Here is a 21,647-nt window from a genome sequence, read left to right as displayed (position 1 = left end):
CACTATACTGGGAGTTAAAATAAAGTCCTTGATACAGAACTGTAAATGCTGCACCGCCCATTTGCTTACTAACCCGAATTATACTTCCTTGTTTTTACTCACAAGGCGTTCATGCTCTGGTTCCACATGAATTAATACTTGGGCGTGTTCAAATTTCACTTTAATAGCTAGTTCAATTTCATCACATAGTTGATGCGCCTTTTCTATCTCCATAATGGAAGAAACCACAAGATGAAAATCCACATATTCCTCTGGACCTGATCGCCGCGTACGAAAATCATGAACCTCAATATATTTTTCTTTAAATAAATGAATGATACTCAGGATTTCGTTCTCTTCTTCTTCGGTCAATCTAGCATCCAACAAAGGAGGAAATGATTCCTTTAATAGTTTATAGGCTTCTCTCATGATATAAATTGCCAATATAATTCCGATGAGAGGGTCTAAGATGGTCCATCCTGTTATGGTTACTAATAATAAACTAAATGCAACACCCAAAGATGTGAAGACATCAGTAAGCAGGTGTAGGGCATTTGATTTCATAGCAACAGAATGGTGTTCTATCGCTGCCTTTTTAACTCTTAGAGAGACAACATAATTAATCCCAGCCCCTATAACCATTACAACGATACCCAAAAAAGGAAGCTCAATCGCTGTAGGGTTTAGTATTTTATGAACACACTCATAAATTATCCAAATACCTGCCACAAAAATAAGTAAGGTTTCAATGGTTCCTGAGATATTTTCCACTTTGCCATGGCCATAAGGGTGGTCTTTATCGGCGGAGCGACCAGAAACCCGCACCGAAAAAAAAGCAATAAGGGATGCGACTAAATCTAATGCTGAGTGAATTGCTTCAGAAATCACTGCTACTGAGCCAGTTATAAAACCCACGATGAGCTTTAGTAAAACGACAAACGTATTACTAAGTACCGATAAGAACGCAACCTTTGAACCTTTCATCGTAACACAACCTTTTTCTAGTATTACAATTTACATTATCAAACGAATCCCGAGTGGGTCTACAGCAAGCTTTTTGCCGGTCTTCAGTTAATTAGTCTTTGGTTTAAAGTGTTACCTTAATGAAAGAAAAATACTATTCCAGCAAGCAGATAAAGTGATCAAGAGCGAAATTTGACTGTAAACTGAACACGGGATGACCGTAAACTGACCCTATATTGAGCACCACATGACAGTTTTCCCGTGATAGTATGTAACCATAGAAAAAGGCGAGAATGACACGCGCGGCTGCATGAATGCGGCATATGACCGGGGCGTGACTCTTCTCGCCTTTTTTGTTTATTACAAGCTTTAGTCTTCTTGCCTCAGATGGCAATTTGCCGTGGAGGCTTTTTTAAACCCTTAACCTGATTATGTTTTTTTACTTTCCGACAGCATATTGAAACATGCCATCCCCATATACTTTGCTTACAAGCAAATATAAATGGTTGTCTTAATAAGTAGACTGAAAGGTGGGAAATGGCTTGTCGGATCCTTTTGTAGTCAGATCATTAGACGAAATACGTTTTTGGTCACGTATTATGAAAGAGCATTCCTTTTTTCTTCGACTAGGATTCAGGTGTGAAGACACGGAGTTAATTAATGAGGCCAATCAATTTCATGCAAGCTTTGATGATATCGAAAGAAGATCCCATTCTTTTCATGCAGATACTGATCCACAAACAATTCGACAGTTTAATTCAGAAGTTCACAATGCTGCTGTACACATTTGGGTATTTAAGAGAAAGGTACTTGGGCTTATACTGCGGTGCCAACTTCCTGGTGGAACAAATTTCCCTCTGCTTGTAGATCATATTAGTCGAGAAGCAAGATACTTTAAAAATCGACTGGAGGAACTCAATAACGGAAGACTTGAGCCATTACCTGATTCGATTATCGATGAAAATGTCTTTTTCCTGAAAATTATGGCTGATCATGCAAAGTTTATAGGCCATCTGCTTGATCCATCTGAACGAAAATTAGTAGAACAAGCAAGGGAGTTTAGTCAAGATTTTGATGCGCTGATGTATCAAGCCATTGATTTAAGCTCCATGCGTCCACAATCGCAAACCCATCCATTACTAAGTCAATTTGTTGATGAAAACCGCGTTTCAGTCAAATCATTGCGGGATTTTAAGAAGACAGCGCGCGACTTAATTGATGAGTGTCGAATCAAAAGCATTATCCATCCCTTATTAGCAGATCACGTTTTTCGTGAAGCCGAACGATTCTTATTTATTCTTGATATGTTCGATCGGTCATTGTCTGGCATGAAAGTAAACAAAAAAGAAATTATGCATTAATTTAAGGGAGGCTCTATTTGATGGAAATACCAATAACGGGATTTATTGTTCTCCAATGACTCCGATTCTGGACATTCACATAAACTCTTTCTTACATCTTGGGATGGAAGACCCGTTAACGTTCATGTTCATCCCTTTGAAGGAGATACATCCTTTGATGTTTTGGACATTTCCACCATTACGTGGGTGTAACTGAACCAGCTCCAAGTGGCGTTCCACACGTCCATAATTTTCATGCGGAAACATCGTTTAATGATCAACACAAGCACATGATTAGAGGAACAACTGGCCCCGCCATTCCCTTGGCAGGCGGCGGGCACTATCATTATTTTGAAGGCCAAACCACAGGATTCCACATGCTCATCGATATAGTGGAAACACAGGTAATGAACAGGGCTAGATAGTAATTCAAGATATCTGACGGTACTGAGAGCATGGCAAACAAATTAAAGTTGATGGGGTTCTTTGAGCAGGATGATGCGGAGTTCTAATAAGAAAGCGGCAAACTAAGATGTGGAATCAAGTCTTAGTTTGCCGCTTTCTTAATTGAACAAGTATTTACCGATTACTCGTTACATTTCTTCGTAAACCTCTTCTACATACTTAATGGATACTTGTTGAGCCTCAGATTTTATGTGTATATCGCTTTCATATACTCGTCTTAGATTTAAATATAATGAAATTGAAGACTTAATTGTGTTATAGCAGCTTTCTTTTTCATGAACAGCAACCGTTTTTTCTAGTTCCTCGATAAGTTCAGGAGCATGTCTTTCAATTTTCCGTACCCCGCTTGGCAGTGAATTGTGTTGCATTAAAATTAATGGACCCAAAACAGTTTCTCTAACAAATGAAAGAAAACTGATTACTTCGAATAACTCTCCTCTTCCGAGTTTAGTAGCAGCATAATGTACCCAAACCCAGAAACGGTCTTCAATCCATTGAAGATCAGGGTAAGGATAAGAAAACTTGATTTCATTCAGCAGCTGTTCTAAGGAGCAACCACGTTGCCATACCACAATAGGCTTTTCTACTCCATCCTTTATTTCTTCGACAGTTACAAATTTTAAATCAACATGAAGAGGGCCCTGGTACAAGCAAATGAGTAATCGTGGCTCACCTACATGTTCACCAGTGAACCCAGATAAAAGATGACCAAATTCACCTGCTATTTGCAGTCTATTCATCATAATGTCCGTTTTAAAGGTTGGGACATAGACAAGAATCAAATCAAGATCGCTAAACTGATCCATCGTATTATTTGTCATTGAACCCCCAGCAAGTACACCTACAAATCGTTTGTCATCTTTTATCTGCTTTACAAGATTTTGAATAAACTCTTCATGTTGTTTTAACATGCTTATCACTCCTGTAATTTGACCTATTAAAAATAGGTATTACGCCATCATAACATAATTGATATAACGGATTCAATAATGATTATCCAATCGAATGAGTTTTCCTTACCTGATAAATTTATCCTGCAAGTTAGCATAGTGTGCTTCATATGATGCATGCAGAAATTACGCAGATGGTAAAAAATCAAGCCTGGATTTGAATTGAGAGTGAAGGTGGGGTGATCGTAATCTGAACCTAAGTTGAACACCATATGACTATTTTTCCGTGATAGGATGTAACCATAGAAAAAGGCGAGAATGACACGCACGGCTGCATGAATGCGGCATATGACTGGGGCGTAACTCTTCTCGCTTTTTTTATTTAAAAGAACTAAATGAAATTTGTTTATGTAAAGAGATTTGATAAAATACCATTCGACAAATAAAAACAAATATCTCCATAATGTATTTGATTGTACTGAGACCGTTATATCATTTTACTATTAATTTCATTATTTTCCTTGACTTGGAACATGAATGCCGTTTCTGTAAGATAATGCCTATGTATCGTTCAAGATCAGACAGAGAGGGGCGGGTAACTTTGAGAAGAGGTAGTTTGTTAGAATGGTTGGGTTTTGGAATAACGATCTTGGCAATTATTTTGAGTCTATATACCAGTAATGTTGTTACATATTCGATCTTAGGTGTAGGCTTGACTGTTGCAATTGTCGGCTTAGTGATAAGATTATCAAAAAAAAAGCTGAAATAAGGGGAATTTAACATGAATCGTACTTTAAACAAATCGATAATGATTCTGAGTGTGTTTATCATGTTATTTTCAACAATTTTATCAACTCATACAGCAAATGCTGACAGTGCTAGTGAAATAGAAAATGGGTATAAAACCGAAATTATAGAGAGTAGTGCAGATTGCTCAAAAGTATATATTTAAAAAGCGCCATTTCTCGGCGCTTTTTCTATTTTCATTGTGTGGTTGAGAGATATATGAAATGGATTAAATGGTTGGCCAGACTCACGGCGGGCAGCTCTCCACGAAATAGAGAGGAACGATACTGTATGCCACAATCTCTCCGTTAAACAAGTCCAAGATGCTCGACAGGTATAACGTCTTTCCGCCAAACGGCAAATCGTAATGTCTGTAACGAGTTTTTGCATGGGGGCATCGGCCTCAAACTGACGCTTTAATAAGTGTTCTGCGATGTAAGCTGGCTGCCCTGTAGGTTTGCGTTTCTTCACTTTGACGCGACATTGGAGCCCCTCTCGCTGCATAATCCGCTGCACGCGTTTATGGTTAATCTTACGTTCCATCCGAAGCAGTGCCGTGATCTTCCGGTATCCATAACGAAATTTATGTAGCTTACAAAGCTCATGAATCTTCTCTACCGTGTGATCCTCGTATTGGCTCCCATAGGCGTCTTTCCAGCGATAGTAGGTGGCGCGGGAAATCCCGATCCATGCACATGCTTGGGTTAAACTAACTTCCCCCCGAATGGGCTCCATCCACTCCACTACAGTCTTTGCCGACACCTCCTTTGCATTTCCGCGAACTTTTTTAGCAGATCTAATTGTTGCTTTAGAAACCGATTTTCCGCCTGTACCTTCTCGAGCTCTGATGTATATTCAGGCCCTTTACCGTAACTGTATTGTTTACCGACAGGCTGCTCCAACCGGTTCCATTGGCCACTGAGATACCATCTCATCCAGGTCTCTACTTGTGTCTTATTTCGTATGTTCAGTTGGTCCACGACTTCTTTCACTGGAATGCCATCCAGTCTCATTTCAATGGCCTTCTTCTTCACTTCTACCGGATAGCTGACTCTTGTTGCCAACGCAAAAACACCTCCAAAGTTGTCTCCATATCTTACGACATGGTTGCATTCTCTTGAAGGTGTTTTTAATTTGTCTCACGCTATGGGGTCAGTACCGTAGAGCTAGTCCTTTTTTTGTTGCAAAACAACATCAGACAATGGGGCTATAGTATCTGTTTCTTAAGAATGTTTTTTGAAAAAGTGGAGTAATGTTTGCCCAAGTGCAGTTAGAACGACACCTTTTCCATTACATTTTGAACAAGGTTCTTTTTTATCATTAGCGATAACATATTTTTCTCCGTTGCAGTTAGGGCAAGGGAGTTCCAAATCGTCCTCTGCAATAATTACTGACATAAATATCCCCTTTGCATTTTTGTAGGAGGTTCTTCGTGTTTTGATTTAACATATCAAAAGTAAATTACTTATTCAACTGTGGGCAGTTTTATTCTTGCCATAAAACCAATGGAGGTAGAGAACATGAACAGAACATCAGAATCGTGCCAATCGATCAAATCAATGCAGCAGCTTATAACCCAAGAGTGGATTTACAACAGGGAGATCCGGAATACGAAAAGCTAAAGCGTAGCATTGAATATGGCCTATTGTTGGGGCTGTTGTTGCTGCTATAATAAAAGCAGCTGTTAAAAAGAAGATGGGGAAGAAGATACCACAGCAAATAGGTAAACAATTCGATGAGATTGTATGGCCAAAATTAGACCCAGGAATTAAAGCTCAATATGAAAGATATGATCTAGAAATCATACTCGGTGGCATTATCATACAAAAGATAATTGGCCTGACCATAAAGGAAATATTGATTTACACCATAATTCACTTCCAAAATGGGGTTCAGAGTAAAATTGGATAAGCGACGATTTTTGTTAACGTTTGGTCGTAATTTAGACCACAGTAATATCGACTACTTGGTAAAGAGCCGATTATCAAAGTATAAATGCGGGATCCAAGAGGATTATTTTAACCCCATTCTTCAAAAGAGGGCCGAAGTGATTTTGAACTACCAGATCATCGATACGAACTTTGATCGAATATCATCAAAGTATTATTTGGATGATTATCATCTTACGGAAGCTCAGAAGAATGGTTTTTTACTTTCATTAAAAAAGCTAAAAGGGACTCACGTCTGGTGCGATCCGAGAATTCAAGGTCACGCCTTTTGTGTAGTTGATGGGATCGAGTACAATTTTTATGTTTATCGATCACTTGAAGGACAAGATTACCGCTTTCCTCAATATTATTCTGCTGACAGTAATGTTGATCCTATTGTGCATAGTCAGTTGCATAAAATGCCTGAGGAAGAACAATATTTACAGTTTCCTTCCGACTTGAGCACGGAGGTCAAAGATGAAATAACGATCAAGTGGATACAGAAACTGATTAAAATGTAGTAAGTAATTGGAAAAGTAAGACCCTGGCAGCTTAATTGCATGCAGGGTTCTTTTTTTTTTTTCACTCATCCTATGAGTTCCATTAATACTGGAGTCCGCAACATCCCTGATTTGAACCAGTTTCTAAATTTAACCCGCCCTCGGATTGTTGGATTCAAATAGAAGAAACCACACAGAGTTCAACTCAGAAAAACATTTCCCTTAGCTCAGTTGGTTAGAGCGGTCGGCTCATAACCGACTGGTCGGGGGTTCGAGTCCCTCAGGGCCCACTTTATCGAAAACCCTTGCGATGCAAGGGTTTTTTGCTGTTTATAGGGCTGTTTAGTTGAGTGAAAAACTATGGTGAAAAACGCATTTGCTAACGGTAGCTATTGATCGACAGTATCGTTCATTGAACATTGCTGTGGTCATTCCAAGGCGTTCAACTGCGACTTTCAGATAACTGAAGGCACTGAGAGTATGGCTAATACGTCCGTTCTTCAAGTAGACCGCGATGTGAAGAACCCCTCCCAGTCCTATTTATGGTACAACATTCTGATCATGATTGCCGAAATGTCCAGACTAAGTCCGTCTATGTACATAAACTGTACCATTCCACAAAACAAGGAGGTAAATATCGGTGAGTTACGAAAAATCTTGTTACGGCGGATACGGGAATCCAGTAGGTACTGTTCTGGTTTTATTTATTCTCTTGGTTATTATCTTGGGAACTTTTTGGATTTAACTAAGCACCTGAATGAAGCATTCATTGATTTAATTTAATTCACCAATTACGATACTGCACCCATGCGGTATCCCCAATTCAGTAAACGGGGACGGCTACTTTCCGTCCCTGTTTTTGATTAAGTTCATTGTACATAAACCGAACATCAAACAACGAGGAGAATCAGTGCTGCAAGGCATGTTTATTTGTCTGCGAACATGATATCGTGACAAGGGCAGAAAATAGTAGAGAAGGGGTACAGCGTTGGCGTGTGCCCCTTATTTGTCGTGCATCCATATATAGAAACCAACAGGGCATCAACGGTATAAGATCATGGTTCATGAGGTGTCAGTTGTTGACCTGGAGGATCGGCAAGAACTCTATGTAGCTGGTTTGATTCTATGGTCACCAAGCAAAATGTGAGACAGCTCTCCGTTTTTTACGGGGGGCTATTTTCATTTGAGGAAATTGAGCGACTTGACTAATCATTTGTCCAGATCCATTAAATCCATGGATTCATATATATGTTAAAGATTCGTTGATAATAAAGGAGGAAGCATAAAATGCACAAAAGAACAGTACTAGGAAAGGCAAATAGTACGGCCAAACAACTACAAGCGCCTAGAAGACTTAACGGAATCCGGGCGAGTAGCGTTGCAAAGGCAATGAGAACGATGATTGCCGCACAAAGATCATTGAATGCACAAAGTCCGGTTGTTATTAGTCAAAGAACTAGGAGAATAAGTACGAATCGAAACTGGGTAAACGCACTTGAAATCGAGCGAAATCCGGCATGGGTAGCGCCGCAATCTGGTGAATCGTACGTTTGGGGAAGAAATGACCCTAACGGTCCTGCTGCTGTGGTCGCCAGAAGATTTACGATTAGAGACGATATTGAGAGAGCTAGCTTATTCCTATCCGTTGATAACTTTGCCATCGTTTTAATAAATGGGCGGCCGGTAGTTATCGACAATCCGCAGGGCAATGTTTCATTCTTTAATCCGGGAAGATCGTTTAATATTAGACGTTTCCTTCGGAGAGGTACAAATGATATTGTGATCGCTGCTTTTAACTTCCCGTCAAATGCAAACAGAAGCGGAGATAATCCAGCTGGAGTCCTTGCACGTATCGAAATTGAACTAGGAAATTAGTCCGGTAGTAGCTCTAAGTTCAATCAATTGCGAACGCTATAACGTTGCCGATGTCGTAATCATCGCCATGTTCGACTTTAATTCGCCGCAACCGGTATGTTGAGGAGTAGACGACTTTTTTGATGACCGAGTTTTTTCAAATGATGTGCTCCTCATCGACATACTAAGCTGACTAAGCTAACGGAACACTATAGTTTAGAACAAACCGCCTAATGATTGGGCGGTTTTTCTTATGCCAAGACTTATTAAAAGGAGGACGCTGACACGTTCTCCCCTTAGTCCAGGGTATCACCCGGCTGAGATAGCGGCCCGCCGCGCGCAATTTATCTGACATCCGCTATCTCGCATTCCATCATAACTGAAAGCCGAGAGGAACGACAATGGGAACACTTGAGAGTAAGAATTTGCTAATGCTGCACGAGCTCTTCAAAGCCGGAATAGCCAAAAGGGTAAAGGATTTTCAGGACGGCCGGATCGAGAATAAGACAGTGGATTATCTTAAGAAGCTGATTGAAATAGATATCGAATTGCAGAAGGATGAACTATAAAAACTATTAGAGTAGTCCTAATAATGGCCTTGCACATAACCATGTATGTCTAAATAGGATGTTGTAAGTCGTTTAAATTTAAGGAGGCATACAACGAATGCAGACGAAACGGCAAGCAGTAAAGAAGGTTAGAATAACATCTACAAAACAGGTGAAGAGACGCGTAAAGGTACAGAGACACGTACATGAATTTGAAGGTAGTACCAAGCTGGCTGAAGAAGGAGCAGATCGACACAATCATCGGTTTGCTGGTGTTACAGGGCAAGCGATTCGAGTGGGGAATAGTCATGTCCACGAAATTGAATTAGAAAAAACTGATTTCTTGAACCATTTTCATAATCTGAAAAAGATTAGAACTGGACCGGCTATTCCAGTAGGAAATGGCAAACACGTACATTTTGTAACTGGTCAGACTACATTAAACGATGGTCACGTACACCAATTCAATTTTGCGACATTGATTCAATCACCTCTCGTTTAAGAATTATAAAACAATAAACTTTGACGGCTAGTGGTCTAACGCAATTGCTGACAAAAACATAAAAACACACGAAAACATTTGCAGTAGCAGAACAAACTGTATTTTTATTAACCGTGTTGATTAACCTGAGGAGATTATCTTGTTCAATGATCGATGTCTCCACAATGCACTTACTTAACTCCACTATGAGTGGAAACATGCAGAAAAACCCTACTGCTTAGGCTGGTGGGGTTATTTTTTGTCCATAGAGCATATCCGCCCTGACATTGCATGAGATTTTGAATACTTTGTATCGTATCGAAAATAAAAAGGCATCGCAAGAAACTTCTTATAAATCGTTAGATGAGGCACTTGCATTAATTGAACAAGCCGTTTCAGGCGAGCGAGAAGACGAGTTGTTTTATGATTATTTAGTTTCAGTGGCTCCGACGACCGAATTCATTTATAGAGTATTTATAGAGGGAGTAGAGAAAGCTTTAATGGGTGAATTAAGGGTAGTGGAAAAATACCGTAATAGAGCCGGGATGCCATACAGGTACTATAGGGACATGGTATTTGAGATTTTAACAGACGAATTTAAACATGCAAGTAAGTATAATTTTATTATGAACTTAGAGCTCAAAAGAAAATTAAATGAGATCACCGATTAATTAGAAATTCAATTAGAGTATATTCTTGAAACTTTGCTATCCTTATCGGTTTATTTTTGTGAAAATTGCCCATATATATGGTATACGATGAAAATGGGGTGTATGGGTTTTTATGGGTGAATATATGATGATTCTGATTCGTAGTATATCTGCATTTGTGATTTTGTTGATTATTACGCGGTTCTTGGGAAAACAAACGTTATCTAACATGAATTTTCATGAGTTTGTTTCTGCCCTTATTTTGGGCTCAATTGCTGCAAACTTTGCTTTCAATGAAAAGCTGCAGGCCCTACATATACTCATCTCGCTTGCGGTTTTTTCATTTACATCCTATCTTTTATCAAAGATCGTTGTGAAGAACCGTAAACTCCGTATGTGGGCTGAAGGGACGCCGAGTATACTTATAGAGGGGGGGAAGATTCTTGAAGAGAATCTAAAGAAAAATAATTTAACATTAGATACAATCAATCAGATGCTACGACAAAGGGATATTTTTGACATCTCGGAAGTTGAGTACGGCGTATTAGAGATCAATGGAATGATATCTGTGATGAAGAAAAAGGAATACCAGAATGTAACTTTAAAAGATATGAAAAAGGGAGCGAAAGGGAATCAGCAGTTCCCGATTGAGCTTATCATGGATGGACAACTTTTAGAAGACAATCTAAAGGTAAACGATCTCTCCCCAGATTGGATACAGGATATATTAAAACATAGGAACAAAAATATTGAAGATGTTTTTTATGCGGTCAAGGGAACCGACGGTCAACTGTATATGGATTTTTATAAGGATAAGATACAACATCCAATAGACGTAGAGTAATGCGAAAGCGGCAAGATCAGGACCCTAGCGAAACCATACATAACCGAACGAACCTCCCCCCCGCGGTTCACTTTAACGGTAAGACTCCACCAACAATGCCGGTGGAGTCTTTTTCGGTATATATTTTAAGCGAGATTTGTAATCGGGCGCAACATACGGTACATTTTAATAGAATCATTGAGGGATACCTTATTTATACAGATGCTGCTGGTTGGATGCAGCTCATTTTAGATATAGGATGGGGGATTAAGGTGTCAGAGTGGGTGTTAAATCAGTCGTGGGGATTGCCTGTGTTGCTTGCCTTCTTGATGGTCGTATTCGTATTTGAGTCACGGAAAGCCTTTAAGGCATATAAAGAAAAAAGACGGTTCGAATTGGGATGGGCTCTCTTGTTTGCACTTGTGGCTTTATTGGCGATGATCGTCCTGGTGGCATATTAAAAATACATAACCAAAAGACACCGCCAGATGCTTCCGGCGGTGTCTTGTTTAATGATTGGCTATAAACGTTGAGGAAGGCCGTTATCCTTCGTTACCGTTCACTCATGACAGCCTCTGTTGCGGCCCAGGCTCTGCCGGCACGCATGGCCAGGAAGAAGCAGAGAATGAGGACGATGGACGCGGAAATGTAGGGAAAGTTGATGTCCAAATCAAACAGATACCCTGCTACCAGCGGTCCTGCAATATTCCCCAGGCTGGTATAAGCCGAGTTCAGACCGGCCACGTAGCCTTGCTGATCCTTCGCCAGCTTGGACATTTGCGTACCGATAGCGGGACGTAAGATGTCGATCGACAGAAAGACCAGGAAGGTAACAAGGAATATCAGCCAGTATTTATGCACAAACAGGGTTAACAGGATACAGATTCCTGCGGTAAGCAAACTGAGTGTAATGACTCTTTTCTCCCCGAACCGGTTCAGGATCCAACCGAAAATCGTCGCTTGGACGACGGCACCCGCAATCGATCCAAATGTGATGATCATGGCAATATCTTTAGGGGTGAACCCAAATTTATGATCCACAAACAGGCCGAACACCGTTTCATAATTGGCAAGGCCGAAAGAGAGCACAAATACAATGATCAAACTTAAGAAATAAGGTTCTTTGAAAGAGCGTACCAGTTGGACAACCATGCTCTCCTTCTTCCGTCCCAGTACGGTAGGTGCTTCCTGCTTGGCGGATGATTCCGGAAGCAGCAGCAGCGTTACCAGTGCGGCAATTCCTCCCGCAACAGCCGCAGCGTAGAAAGGAACGCGAATGCCATACTCGGCGATAAACCCTCCGATACCCGGTCCGATGATGAAACCTGTCGTAATCGCAGCATTAATGAACCCCATGCCCCTGCCACGTTCCTCATTCGAAGTCACGTCAGCCGTGTAGGCCATAACAGCAGGCATAATAAGCGCAGCGCCAATACCGCCGAGCATTCTCGATGCAAACAGGAGCGGCGGTGTGCTGGCAGCTCCGAACAACCATTCCGATATAGCGAACACAATCATGCCGGAGATGATGATTTTTTTACGACCCATGGTGTCCGACAATCTACCCGCAAGTGGCGAGAATAACAGCTGTGTTAATGAAAAAGCGGCAACGAGCATGCCTACCGTGCTTCCGCTGATATGCAGTTCCGTCATATAGGTTGGCATAATAGGTATGACGAGCCCGATGCCGGTGAAGACTAGAAATATATTGAACATGAGGAGCAGGATGGCTCCATTGTTTCGCATCAGTAATGACATGATGATTCCTCCAAAATAAAAGACGATTTAATAATGACATGATGAAAATGATGGGAATTCGATTATTTATATACTGAACGTTCGGTTTGTAATAGAGCATGAAAAAAGAGTCTTATTTTTCATGATTTCTTTTCAATACCATGCAGAAATACTTTGATGGCGGCATGATAAAGGGAAAGCGCATTTTCCACCTTCGTTATGCGGGACATCTGGCTTAAACCAACAATGAGGCTCTCAAAGATGACGGATAGTTGCTCCACATTATGATTCTCAAACTCCCCGCGATCAATCCCTTGCTGCAGCAATTTCTGATCGAATTCCAAATGGCTACGAATAATCTGGACGATTCGCTGCTCGACTTCCTCGGTAACATCTCCATTGCTGTTCATAAATTCATCAAGCGCCTTGGAGAAGGGGTGGTTCAGATCATCAAACACCAATTGATCTGCTATTCCGTATAGCTTGTCAACGGTTGTGGTGTAATGCTGCTCTTTACTGTTCCATTTCTGTTCCCACTCGAGGTCCCATTCCTCGATCAGATACAGAAACAGCCCTTCCTTGCTCTTGAAATGATAATAGATATTTCCTTTGCTGCTGCCGGTGGCTTCAACGATTTCCTCGATGGACGTGGATTTGTAACCCTTCTGCATAAAAAGCGCCTTGGCGGCTTCGGCTATGCGTCGCTTGGTATCCTCTGTTTGTTGTTGTTTTTTATTCACGCATGCACCCCCTTATGATCCTGGGTCATTCAAAATTTATATACTGAACGTTCGTTCTGTATCTTACCAAATACAATTCATTTATTCAAGACCCCCCTTGCTGGAGACCTCCATAGGGTGCGTTCTTAATTCCAGGATGTCGTCCTTGAGCGTAAAGCAAGTAGCGGCCTGTCGGTTTCAAAAAATAACCGTTACCATTAGTAGGCAGCGGTTATTATAGAACGCGATTCATTTCTTTAATGGTTTACTTCAATAAACTTACGCGATTTCTCATGATAGGACAGGAGCCCGGAGACGGTCACAAATTCGTAGCCTCTCTTTTGCAGCTCCGGCAGAATCACTTTGAGGGCTTCAACCGTCTGTGTACTACCCGGCACAAAATCGTGCATCAGTACAATGTCTCCATTATGGGCATTATCCAGCACTTTTTTGGCAATCCGATTTACGCCGGGCTTTCGCCAGTCAAGCGTATCCTGATGCCATGACCATAATACGGTCAGCATACCGAAATCCTTGCTCGTGCGGACAATCGCTTCATTGTAACTGCCTCCGGGTGGACGAAACAGAACGGTTTGAATGCCAGTTGCATGAAAAATCGCATCCTGCGTCCGCTTCAGTTCGTCCGTTAACTTGCTGACGTTAATATTGTGAAAAGCAGGATGGGAGTATGAGTGATTGCCGATCTCATGTCCTTCCTGCAGCTCTCGCGCTACGATCTCAGGGTGTTTCTCCACCCGGTTGCCAACAACGAAGAAGGTAGCCTTTGCGTCATATTGCTTTAGCAGATCCAGAATTTGAACGGTATTCTGCTTGTCCGGACCATCGTCAAAGGTAAGGGCAATTACTTTATTGTTTGTGGGGACTTCCCATACAATCTCGCCGCGTTCCTCATAATAATCCCTGCCTTTGGAAGCGGATGGCGCATGCTCGGCGTTAACAACTTTCGGATAGCAAAGGGAAATGGAGAGAGCGATTAATACGACGGTTGAGAGTTTTTTCATGGTGAGGGGTATCCTTTTCTCGGCTGTTCTAGTCTTCGCATATGACAATGCAAGCCTATTTATCATTTGGTGATAACAGTAAAATTATTCTTTATGGCATACGGAAGCATTTGAATCGATGAATTAAAGCGGTGGCCCAAGCTATTTAGTAAGGTGATGCCAAAAATTATGAGTTTCATATATTGACATCATATGGTTGGACATGGTATTATCAATTTTGTCGCTAAGACGAAATGTGCACACCTAGATATCGGAATGAGATCGCAATGTATTGCGATTCCCACGCGTACCTTCGGCTATGTGAGTGAACGTGAACGACGCTAGGAACATGCGCGGATAAATATGCCGGGGTGGCGGAATTGGCAGACGCACAGGACTTAAAATCCTGCGGTAGGTGACTACCGTACGGGTTCGACCCCCGTCCTCGGCATTATAACAGCGTCTGGTAAGATGCAAAATAAGTCGGCCCCCGTATGGGTGCCGGCTTATTTTTTAATCGACACAAGGTCAATTCATGATAAGCGTTGTTATTTGATTCAAATTGAACGGAAGATGTTATGGTGTTCCGATTATAGAAATCGCATTCTTTTATGATTCCATGCTGGCCTGTGTGAGGAGGAGAGAGGAGACATGCGGATGTTTAACAATGATTGGGACCTTATTCTGCAGGGAGAAATGGATAAGCCTTATTTTCAAGCGTTGATGGAACGGGTGGACGAGGAATACCGGCGCAGCACGGTGTATCCCCCAAAGGAAAATATATTTCGGGCTCTTCAGCAAACATCGTACCAATCGACAAAAGTCGTTATTTTGGGACAAGACCCTTATCACGGTCGTAGGCAGGCGCAGGGACTGAGCTTTTCCGTTTCGCCCGGAGTTACGATTCCTCCGTCTTTACGAAATATACATAAGGAGCTTGCTTCGGATCTGGGAATCTCGATTCCCCATCACGGTTCCTTGCAATCGTGGGCGGATCAAGGAGTACTGCTGCTCAATGCAGTGCTTACGGTTCGCGAAGGCGAGCCGAACTCGCATAAAGGGATCGGGTGGGAGAAATTCACTGATACGGTTATTGCGAAACTGAATGAACGTGAGCAGCCAATGGTTTTTATATTATGGGGCAGTTACGCACAGAAAAAAGGTTCCTTCATAGACCGAAGCCGGCACAAAGTGCTTGAGTCCAGTCATCCGAGTCCGTTTGCAGCGCATAAAGGTTTCTTCGGTAGTCGTCCATTTTCAGCATCGAATGCTTTTTTAATGCAAAAGGGTATGGATCCGGTGAATTGGGACATCCCGAGCACACCGGGCGTTGGAGATGAATAATCCGCGAGAGGTGACCTTCATGAAGCATTGGATTGGTCGTCATGTTGTCATTCAGCGTTTAGACGGGGCGAAAAGCATGGTTGAAGGTGTGCTGAAAGGGTGGGATCCCGTTCAGGAAAAAGTGATTCTAGGTCCGGGTGAGCTTGTTATACCGTTTCGGGCCATTCATAGAATTATGCCGAGAAACGCATACCCGGCCTTGAACTCCATCGGTTATGTCGTGAATCATACCATTCAATTCGATAATGCCGTCTATTTTGGATCTTCCGTGATGATATGGAGGGGCAATCGACTGGTGTCATCACAGGCCATCCTGACTACTCACGATGAGGATACCGTTACCCTGTCAAATGGCATGATATTGCGCAAGGACGAGCATTATTTTGTGGTTCGATCCCTGCGCGGCAATGCGTGATTCTTTAAATAAAGGATGTCCCCAGCAGCCATCGTGAAGTTGGCGGGGACATCCTTTTTTATACAAATGGCATTTGTATGTCTCCAGTAACTCGAGTTCATTATGCGTCTTCCACTTTTTCGGCAAGGAACAGCTCGTAAATCCGTACCACGATAATTTTGACGATCATGTAGGCGGGAATGGCGAGCAGGATGCCAAGCAGCCCGAAGAAGTCGCCGCCTACAAGAATGAGGACAATCGTAGTTAGCGGATGAATATCCAGCTGTTTCCCGTAGATGACCGGTGTCAGAATATTGTCTTGGATCTGCTGTGCGATGACAATGACGACAACAGACCATATCGCAATCGAAGGAGATTCGATAAATCCGACGATCACGGCAGGAATGGTCGCCAGCAGCGCTCCGATATACGGGATGAAATTCAAGAAGAAGGAGATCACCGTCAAGAGCAAAGAATAGGGCAGCCCGATGATCAGAAATCCGATATAGATCATGATGCTAAGTATAAGATTTAGGATCACTTTGCCGATAATAAAATGGCTGAGTGCTGTATCGATCTCAGCCAGCACTTCCTTGCCGTCACGGCGGTATCGTCTTGGCAGGACGCTGAGTAGCCTAGGAGGAAGCTTGCTGCCTTCCTTCAGCATGTAGTACAGAATGATCGGAATCGTAGCAATAATAACGAGAACGCTGGATACAACGGTAATCAGATTATTGATGGAGTTGCTGATCCAGGTAATGATCCGGTTCATGTACTCCGTCAGTGTGGTAGACAGCTCGGATTCCGTTGGCATAAAGCGTGACCAGTATGGATTCTGCTGCAGCTGGTCGATCTGTTGCTGAACACCCTCTACCAGAAAGGGGGCATTACTGATAAAATTTTCGATCTGCTCGCGCAGTGTCGGCCACACCACAATGCCGAAGATGGCGCAGAGACCGGCAAACACGAAATACAGCATCAGGACGCCAATGGATCGTTTGATTTTCCGCCGCTCCAGGTAGTCCACAATTGGTCTGAGAAGATAATAGAAGAAGCCGGCCATCGCGACGGGAACGATCAGCATATTGAACATGGAGACGATTGGCCGGAACAAGAAGCTGATTTCGGATCCGAGATAAATGATCAAGAGCAGTGCGATTATGCCAAAGCATGTCCTGAAATATTTGCTCTGCATCATGGGCAATCCCTCCATACAACGGTTAGGTAACATAGGTACGATGTAACATTTGTATTTAACCAATTTGGAGGGATTTGAAATCACCAGTTTATGCTATCAGTTGCGTATGGTGACCTGGGTATGAATCGGAACGAGGGAGGCAAGCTCCATTACGTCCTCGTTGTACATCCGAATGCAGCCATGGGAAACGTAGCGGCCGATGGATGAAGGGTCATTCGTGCCATGGATGCCATAATGGGGTTTGGACAACCCTAACCAATAGGCCCCAAAAGGCCCCCCGGGATTTGGCTGTTTGTTGACGATGGTGTAATTGCCTGGCGGCGTCTGCGTAGCCATTTTACCGATGGCCACCGGGAACGTACGTACCACGGTGTTGCCATCCAGTAGGTGCAGCTGAAAATCGGATAGATCGACAATAATGCGGTATTGGGGCATCTTAATTCATCTCCTTCCTGATCATGCTATGAATGAGCGGGAAGTGCGACCCCTAAATCAACTTAAAATAGGCAAATTACATCTTCTTGACTGGTAGAAATTTCATCCATTGATGATGGCCCGCCGATGTTATATTTAATATGTTAAGCAGTAACAACGTTTACATCAGGAAGGGGAAACCGATGTCTCCTGCTAGGTTTTATCAAAAATATATTAAAAATAATATGTTTACCAAAATGCTGCTGTTAATCTCCTTGATAGCGGTGGTTACCATTGTCACTTTATCTTTTCTCATGTATTACTTCTTGTTTCAATCGGCCGTGCGCAGCGAACTGGACATTCAGCGCAGCGCGGTTGAACGGGTGGAGCGGCAATTGAATCAAAAATTTGAGAATGAGCAGTCCTATGTAAATGACTTGTACCGCAACAGTTCTCTAGGGATTGACACTTCCTATTTCCTCATGAACTCGTTTGATGAGTACATGGCCAAGCGAATGGATCGGATCGCGGGCGGCGCTCAGTCCAATTCAGATAGTGTGGTCGCTTATTTCAAGCAGAGGCTGGACGATGACCCGGATATTGAGAATATCATGCTGTACAGTGCCGAGAAGCAATATGTGTATGTATACAAGCAGGGCAGCATGACCAGGCTCTATCAGGCGAATGCCACGCATTCGTACATTCCTGATGTGATGGCGATGGAGAGCCAGAGCGTCACGCTGCCGAATCTCTGGGTACGTAAGCTGGCCGGAGATGTGAATTTGCCGTTATTCTCGATCCGGAGCCCAATTAATGATATGACCACATACAAGAATTTGGGGCAGTTGGTTATTTTATATCGAACGGAAGCACTGAATGCTGTCCTGAACAGCGGTGAAGATCCCCTGAAGGGATCCGTGCTGGTCTTGTCGGGTGACGGCCGTGTGATGTTTGATTCCTCCGGCAAATATTACGGGTTGAAGTATCCTTATGCCGACCGGCTGCTGAATTCCAAAGAAACCGTGAACCTAGATGAGGAATCGTACATTACAACAGCGGTTCACAATCAGGCAGGGTATACGGTGGTCGGAATCACACCCAAGCGTGAGATAACGGAGTCCTTCCATGGTCTGCGGAACACCATCATCATTGCGGCCGTGCTATGTATTGTCATTGCGGTATTCATTCCTTCGCTGACAATCGTGAATTACTCCAAGCGCACCGATAACATTATCCGTTTTATGCGCAAGGTAGAGAAGGGGGAATTCGTTGCCCGGATGCAGGATACGAAGGAGGATCAGCTAGGGCAAATTGCGGGCAGCTTCAATGAAATGCTGGATGAGCTTTCCCGGTATATCGACAAGGTGTATAAGGCAGAGATTAACCAGAAGAACGCGGAGCTGTCTGCACTGCAAGCGAGAATTAATCCGCATTTTTTATACAATACGCTTGAAGTGATTCGGATGAGAGCTCTCTCGCAGGGGGCTCAGGATGTCGGTGATATGATCTACAGCTTGTCGATGCTGTTCAAGAATATCGTTCAGCATAAGTCCCACTACACACTGAAGGATGAGCTGGAGGCGTGCAGGCTCTATCTGGAGCTGTTTCGAATTCGCTATAAGGACAAGTATATTTATAAAATGCACTGTGAGGAACAAATCAAACATGTGCCGATGATGAAAATGTCGCTGCAACCACTGATTGAAAACTACATCGTTCATGGGCTGCGCAGCGACCAGGATGATAACTGGCTAACGGTTAACGCGACACAGCAGGGTGATGATGTCGTAATCGAGATCAAGGATAACGGGAAAGGGATCGAGCCGGAGCAGCTTGAGGAGATCAAATCCCGGCTGGAAATGGCCGAGTCGAGTGAAGAATCATTTGGTCTGCGGAGTGTGAATGAGCGATTAAAGCTGACGTTTGGAAGTTCGTACGGAATGGACATCCAGAGTGAGCCGGGCAGCGGTACAACGGTGACAGTCAAATTTCCGGTGGCAGAAGGGAAGCTGAATAACGATGTATAAAGTGTTTATCGTGGACGATGAGCCATTTATTATAGAAGGATTGTATGACGTCGTGGATTGGTCGAAGTATGGCATTGAGGTGGTGGGTCATGCGGAGAATGGCCGTCAGGCACTTGAGAAAATGGCGGTCATTCCGGTTGATATTCTCATCACGGATATCTCGATGCCTGTCATGACGGGACTTGAATTGATTGAAGGCGCACGAAAATTGAACCGTAATTTGAAGGTAATCATCCTGAGCGGTTTCGACGATTTTGCCTATTTGAAGGGAGGCATGCGTCTGGGGATCGAGAATTATTTGCTCAAGCCGATCAATCTGAAGGAATTGGAAGAAACGATTGCCAGCACAACGGATAAAATGAACAAATCCAGAAGAGAAATGAGACTGGACGAGTACGACATTAACATATTGCGGAGCAATATCCTGTACCGCTGGATCACGGACCGGATTGAGCCGGAGGAACTGGAGGAGCGCACGACCCTTCTGGGGTTGAACCTGAATTTGCCGTATGTCATGGCGTCTATTCTGAGAGCGGATTTCACGCCGCTGGAGAACAGTCTGTATCAATTAATGGATCAGGAACCGGGTGTCCTGTATTTCCGGGACAACGACGGCGATCATGTGGTGATTTTTATGATGAAAGATCCGGACACGGAAAAAGCGAGAGCCATCCGGCTGCTGCAGCAGGTGCGCGAGCAATGCTATGAAGAGGAGCTGTCCATCTCGCTTGGCAGCGTGGAAAGTCTCGGTGGAAATTATAAGGACAGTTATCTTCATGCCAAGGAGGCACAGGAATACTATCTTGTTCTGGAGCAGCCCTCCTACGTGGATTATGTTGATGTTCAAGCCAAGAAGGGGGAAGCGGCGGAATCCTATTCCGTGCAATGGCCTGAGTATGCCAAAGGCATCGCTGGAAGGGACAAGCAGGTGCTGTTTGATTTGATCGATAGTGATTTTGATCGGCTTCGCCATACGCAGGGGATGATCCCGACGACACTCAAGAGCATCGCGGTCGAGATGGTCATTCGCCTGAAACTGGAGCTGAACGATATCCAATACACGGCTGCGCCTGATTTTGTGAAAAATACGATTACTGACATTATGGATTCCGTATCGATCGACGATCTGATTACGGCCGTGAAGGACGGGGTCGGCGGGCTGGTTGATTCGCTCAACAACGATGTGAAGAGCCCTGTCATCCAGCAGATTCTGCATCATATCCAGCACCATTATAATGAGGATTTGTCGCTGAAGGTGCTGGGCGCTCAGTATCATATTCATCCCGTCTACCTGGGGCATCTGTTCCATAAAGAGACGGGAGAGAACTTTACGGAGTATATTAACCGGTACCGGATTGAAAGAGCGAAGGAACTGCTCCGAAACTCTTCAACGAAAGTACAAGATATCGCAAAAAATGTAGGTTATTGGGAAACCGGTTATTTCTATAAACAGTTCAAAAAATTTGTCGGCGTATCGCCGAGGGATTTCCGAGGAATGCTCTGATTGATTAATCAGAGTTTTTTTTCTTTATTTTCACCATAATACCTTTAATTTTTCGCCTATGTGAAACTGCTTTCATGGGATAACCTTATATGTGTAGAGACA

General features: G+C 43.1%; 24 protein-coding genes, 2 tRNA genes and 1 pseudogene. 17 read left to right on the top strand and 10 right to left on the bottom strand.

Annotated elements, in window-relative coordinates; all coding sequences use genetic code 11:
• Positions 1-78: 78 nt before the first annotated feature.
• Positions 79-963 carry a cation diffusion facilitator family transporter gene (locus ABEW73_RS13560; RefSeq protein ID WP_430171195.1) on the bottom strand — a complete coding sequence of 295 codons (885 nt, stop codon included), beginning with the start codon at positions 961-963 and terminating at the stop codon, positions 79-81.
• A gap of 521 nt (positions 964-1,484) precedes the next feature.
• On the opposite strand from ABEW73_RS13560, the gene ABEW73_RS13555 reads away from it, so the two are divergent.
• Together ABEW73_RS13555 and ABEW73_RS13550 are read left to right on the top strand one after the other, a co-directional pair.
• Positions 1,485-2,303, top strand: coding sequence for a DUF2935 domain-containing protein (locus ABEW73_RS13555; protein WP_430171193.1), 819 nt, complete (start codon positions 1,485-1,487; stop codon positions 2,301-2,303).
• Positions 2,304-2,323: 20 nt separating this feature from the next.
• Positions 2,324-2,703: pseudogene (locus ABEW73_RS13550) on the top strand (YmaF family protein).
• A 172-nt stretch (positions 2,704-2,875) separates the two neighbouring features.
• Here the strand turns inward: ABEW73_RS13550 and ABEW73_RS13545 are convergent.
• Positions 2,876-3,658 (bottom strand): aminoglycoside 6-adenylyltransferase, encoded by a 783-nt coding sequence (locus tag ABEW73_RS13545; protein WP_430171191.1) that lies wholly within the window; start codon positions 3,656-3,658, stop codon positions 2,876-2,878.
• Positions 3,659-4,418: 760 nt separating this feature from the next.
• On the opposite strand from ABEW73_RS13545, the gene ABEW73_RS13540 reads away from it, so the two are divergent.
• Positions 4,419-4,589, top strand: coding sequence for a hypothetical protein (locus ABEW73_RS13540; RefSeq protein ID WP_430171189.1), 171 nt, complete (start codon positions 4,419-4,421; stop codon positions 4,587-4,589).
• On the opposite strand, the gene ABEW73_RS13535 is transcribed toward ABEW73_RS13540, so the two are convergent.
• From ABEW73_RS13535 to ABEW73_RS13525, 3 genes are all read right to left on the bottom strand, one after another.
• On the bottom strand, positions 4,586-5,158 hold the full coding sequence (locus ABEW73_RS13535; protein ID WP_430171264.1) for an IS3 family transposase: 573 nt from the start codon (positions 5,156-5,158) through the stop codon (positions 4,586-4,588). The genes ABEW73_RS13540 and ABEW73_RS13535 overlap by 4 nt on opposite strands.
• An 8-nt stretch (positions 5,159-5,166) precedes the next feature.
• Positions 5,167-5,487 carry a hypothetical protein gene (locus ABEW73_RS13530; RefSeq protein WP_430171187.1) on the bottom strand — a complete coding sequence of 107 codons (321 nt, stop codon included), beginning with the start codon at positions 5,485-5,487 and terminating at the stop codon, positions 5,167-5,169.
• Between the two features lie 159 nt (positions 5,488-5,646).
• Positions 5,647-5,820, bottom strand: a complete 174-nt coding sequence (locus ABEW73_RS13525; RefSeq protein WP_430171185.1) for a tryptophan RNA-binding attenuation protein — start codon at positions 5,818-5,820, stop codon at positions 5,647-5,649.
• A 506-nt stretch (positions 5,821-6,326) separates the two neighbouring features.
• On the opposite strand from ABEW73_RS13525, the gene ABEW73_RS13520 reads away from it, so the two are divergent.
• The 9 genes from ABEW73_RS13520 to ABEW73_RS13480 all read left to right on the top strand — a co-directional run bounded on the left by ABEW73_RS13520 (position 6,327) and on the right by ABEW73_RS13480 (position 11,668).
• Positions 6,327-6,872 carry a hypothetical protein gene (locus ABEW73_RS13520; protein WP_430171183.1) on the top strand — a complete coding sequence of 182 codons (546 nt, stop codon included), beginning with the start codon at positions 6,327-6,329 and terminating at the stop codon, positions 6,870-6,872.
• A gap of 198 nt (positions 6,873-7,070) precedes the next feature.
• A tRNA-Ile gene (locus ABEW73_RS13515) sits at positions 7,071-7,141 on the top strand.
• 344 nt (positions 7,142-7,485) lie between these two features.
• Positions 7,486-7,596 (top strand): YjcZ family sporulation protein, encoded by a 111-nt coding sequence (locus tag ABEW73_RS13510; protein ID WP_372238779.1) that lies wholly within the window; start codon positions 7,486-7,488, stop codon positions 7,594-7,596.
• 542 nt (positions 7,597-8,138) lie between these two features.
• Positions 8,139-8,726 carry a hypothetical protein gene (locus ABEW73_RS13505; RefSeq protein WP_430171181.1) on the top strand — a complete coding sequence of 196 codons (588 nt, stop codon included), beginning with the start codon at positions 8,139-8,141 and terminating at the stop codon, positions 8,724-8,726.
• A 380-nt stretch (positions 8,727-9,106) separates the two neighbouring features.
• Positions 9,107-9,274 carry a hypothetical protein gene (locus ABEW73_RS13500; RefSeq protein WP_430171179.1) on the top strand — a complete coding sequence of 56 codons (168 nt, stop codon included), beginning with the start codon at positions 9,107-9,109 and terminating at the stop codon, positions 9,272-9,274.
• Positions 9,275-9,371: 97 nt separating this feature from the next.
• On the top strand, positions 9,372-9,755 hold the full coding sequence (locus ABEW73_RS13495; protein ID WP_339271966.1) for a YmaF family protein: 384 nt from the start codon (positions 9,372-9,374) through the stop codon (positions 9,753-9,755).
• Positions 9,756-10,042: 287 nt separating this feature from the next.
• Positions 10,043-10,405, top strand: a complete 363-nt coding sequence (locus tag ABEW73_RS13490; RefSeq protein ID WP_430171177.1) for a hypothetical protein — start codon at positions 10,043-10,045, stop codon at positions 10,403-10,405.
• A gap of 112 nt (positions 10,406-10,517) precedes the next feature.
• A complete protein-coding gene (locus ABEW73_RS13485) occupies positions 10,518-11,228 on the top strand; it encodes a DUF421 domain-containing protein (RefSeq protein ID WP_430171175.1) in 711 nt (236 codons plus the stop codon).
• Positions 11,229-11,479: 251 nt separating this feature from the next.
• The gene (locus ABEW73_RS13480) at positions 11,480-11,668 is read left to right on the top strand and encodes a hypothetical protein (RefSeq protein ID WP_076321296.1); all 189 of its coding nucleotides are present in this window, start codon (positions 11,480-11,482) and stop codon (positions 11,666-11,668) included.
• 91 nt (positions 11,669-11,759) lie between these two features.
• Here ABEW73_RS13480 and ABEW73_RS13475 read toward each other — a convergent pair whose 3' ends face one another.
• The 3 genes from ABEW73_RS13475 to ABEW73_RS13465 form a co-directional block, all read right to left on the bottom strand.
• A complete protein-coding gene (locus tag ABEW73_RS13475) occupies positions 11,760-12,965 on the bottom strand; it encodes an MFS transporter (RefSeq protein WP_430171173.1) in 1,206 nt (401 codons plus the stop codon).
• Between the two features lie 119 nt (positions 12,966-13,084).
• A complete protein-coding gene (locus ABEW73_RS13470; protein ID WP_098742778.1) occupies positions 13,085-13,684 on the bottom strand; it encodes a TetR/AcrR family transcriptional regulator in 600 nt (199 codons plus the stop codon).
• Positions 13,685-13,920: 236 nt separating this feature from the next.
• On the bottom strand, positions 13,921-14,685 hold the full coding sequence (locus tag ABEW73_RS13465; RefSeq protein ID WP_430171171.1) for a polysaccharide deacetylase family protein: 765 nt from the start codon (positions 14,683-14,685) through the stop codon (positions 13,921-13,923).
• 344 nt (positions 14,686-15,029) lie between these two features.
• Between ABEW73_RS13465 and ABEW73_RS13460 the strand changes: the two genes are divergently transcribed.
• The 3 genes from ABEW73_RS13460 to ABEW73_RS13450 all read left to right on the top strand — a co-directional run bounded on the left by ABEW73_RS13460 (position 15,030) and on the right by ABEW73_RS13450 (position 16,423).
• Positions 15,030-15,115, top strand: a tRNA-Leu gene (locus tag ABEW73_RS13460).
• Between the two features lie 206 nt (positions 15,116-15,321).
• Entirely contained in the window at positions 15,322-16,008 is a 687-nt protein-coding gene (locus ABEW73_RS13455) for a uracil-DNA glycosylase (RefSeq protein WP_430171169.1), read from the top strand.
• A 19-nt stretch (positions 16,009-16,027) separates the two neighbouring features.
• Positions 16,028-16,423, top strand: a complete 396-nt coding sequence (locus ABEW73_RS13450; protein WP_430171167.1) for a hypothetical protein — start codon at positions 16,028-16,030, stop codon at positions 16,421-16,423.
• Between the two features lie 100 nt (positions 16,424-16,523).
• On the opposite strand, the gene ABEW73_RS13445 is transcribed toward ABEW73_RS13450, so the two are convergent.
• Positions 16,524-17,600 carry an AI-2E family transporter gene (locus tag ABEW73_RS13445; protein ID WP_430171165.1) on the bottom strand — a complete coding sequence of 359 codons (1,077 nt, stop codon included), beginning with the start codon at positions 17,598-17,600 and terminating at the stop codon, positions 16,524-16,526.
• Positions 17,601-17,696: 96 nt separating this feature from the next.
• The gene (locus ABEW73_RS13440; RefSeq protein ID WP_430171163.1) at positions 17,697-18,035 is read right to left on the bottom strand and encodes a L,D-transpeptidase; all 339 of its coding nucleotides are present in this window, start codon (positions 18,033-18,035) and stop codon (positions 17,697-17,699) included.
• Positions 18,036-18,217: 182 nt separating this feature from the next.
• Here ABEW73_RS13440 and ABEW73_RS13435 point away from each other — a divergent pair, with 182 nt between their 5' ends.
• On the top strand, positions 18,218-20,041 hold the full coding sequence (locus tag ABEW73_RS13435) for a cache domain-containing sensor histidine kinase (protein WP_430171161.1): 1,824 nt from the start codon (positions 18,218-18,220) through the stop codon (positions 20,039-20,041).
• Positions 20,034-21,545 carry a response regulator gene (locus ABEW73_RS13430; RefSeq protein WP_430171159.1) on the top strand — a complete coding sequence of 504 codons (1,512 nt, stop codon included), beginning with the start codon at positions 20,034-20,036 and terminating at the stop codon, positions 21,543-21,545. Before ABEW73_RS13435 ends, ABEW73_RS13430 begins: the two co-directional genes overlap by 8 nt.
• Positions 21,546-21,647: the final 102 nt, after the last annotated feature.

This window comes from Paenibacillus lautus (genome assembly GCF_050482385.1).
In the GTDB taxonomy this organism is placed as follows: Bacteria; Bacillota; Bacilli; order Paenibacillales; family Paenibacillaceae; genus Paenibacillus_AQ; species Paenibacillus_AQ lautus_B.
The sequence above is the reverse complement of the archived record's forward strand: the minus strand, read 5'-3'. Positions and strand labels throughout refer to the sequence as shown.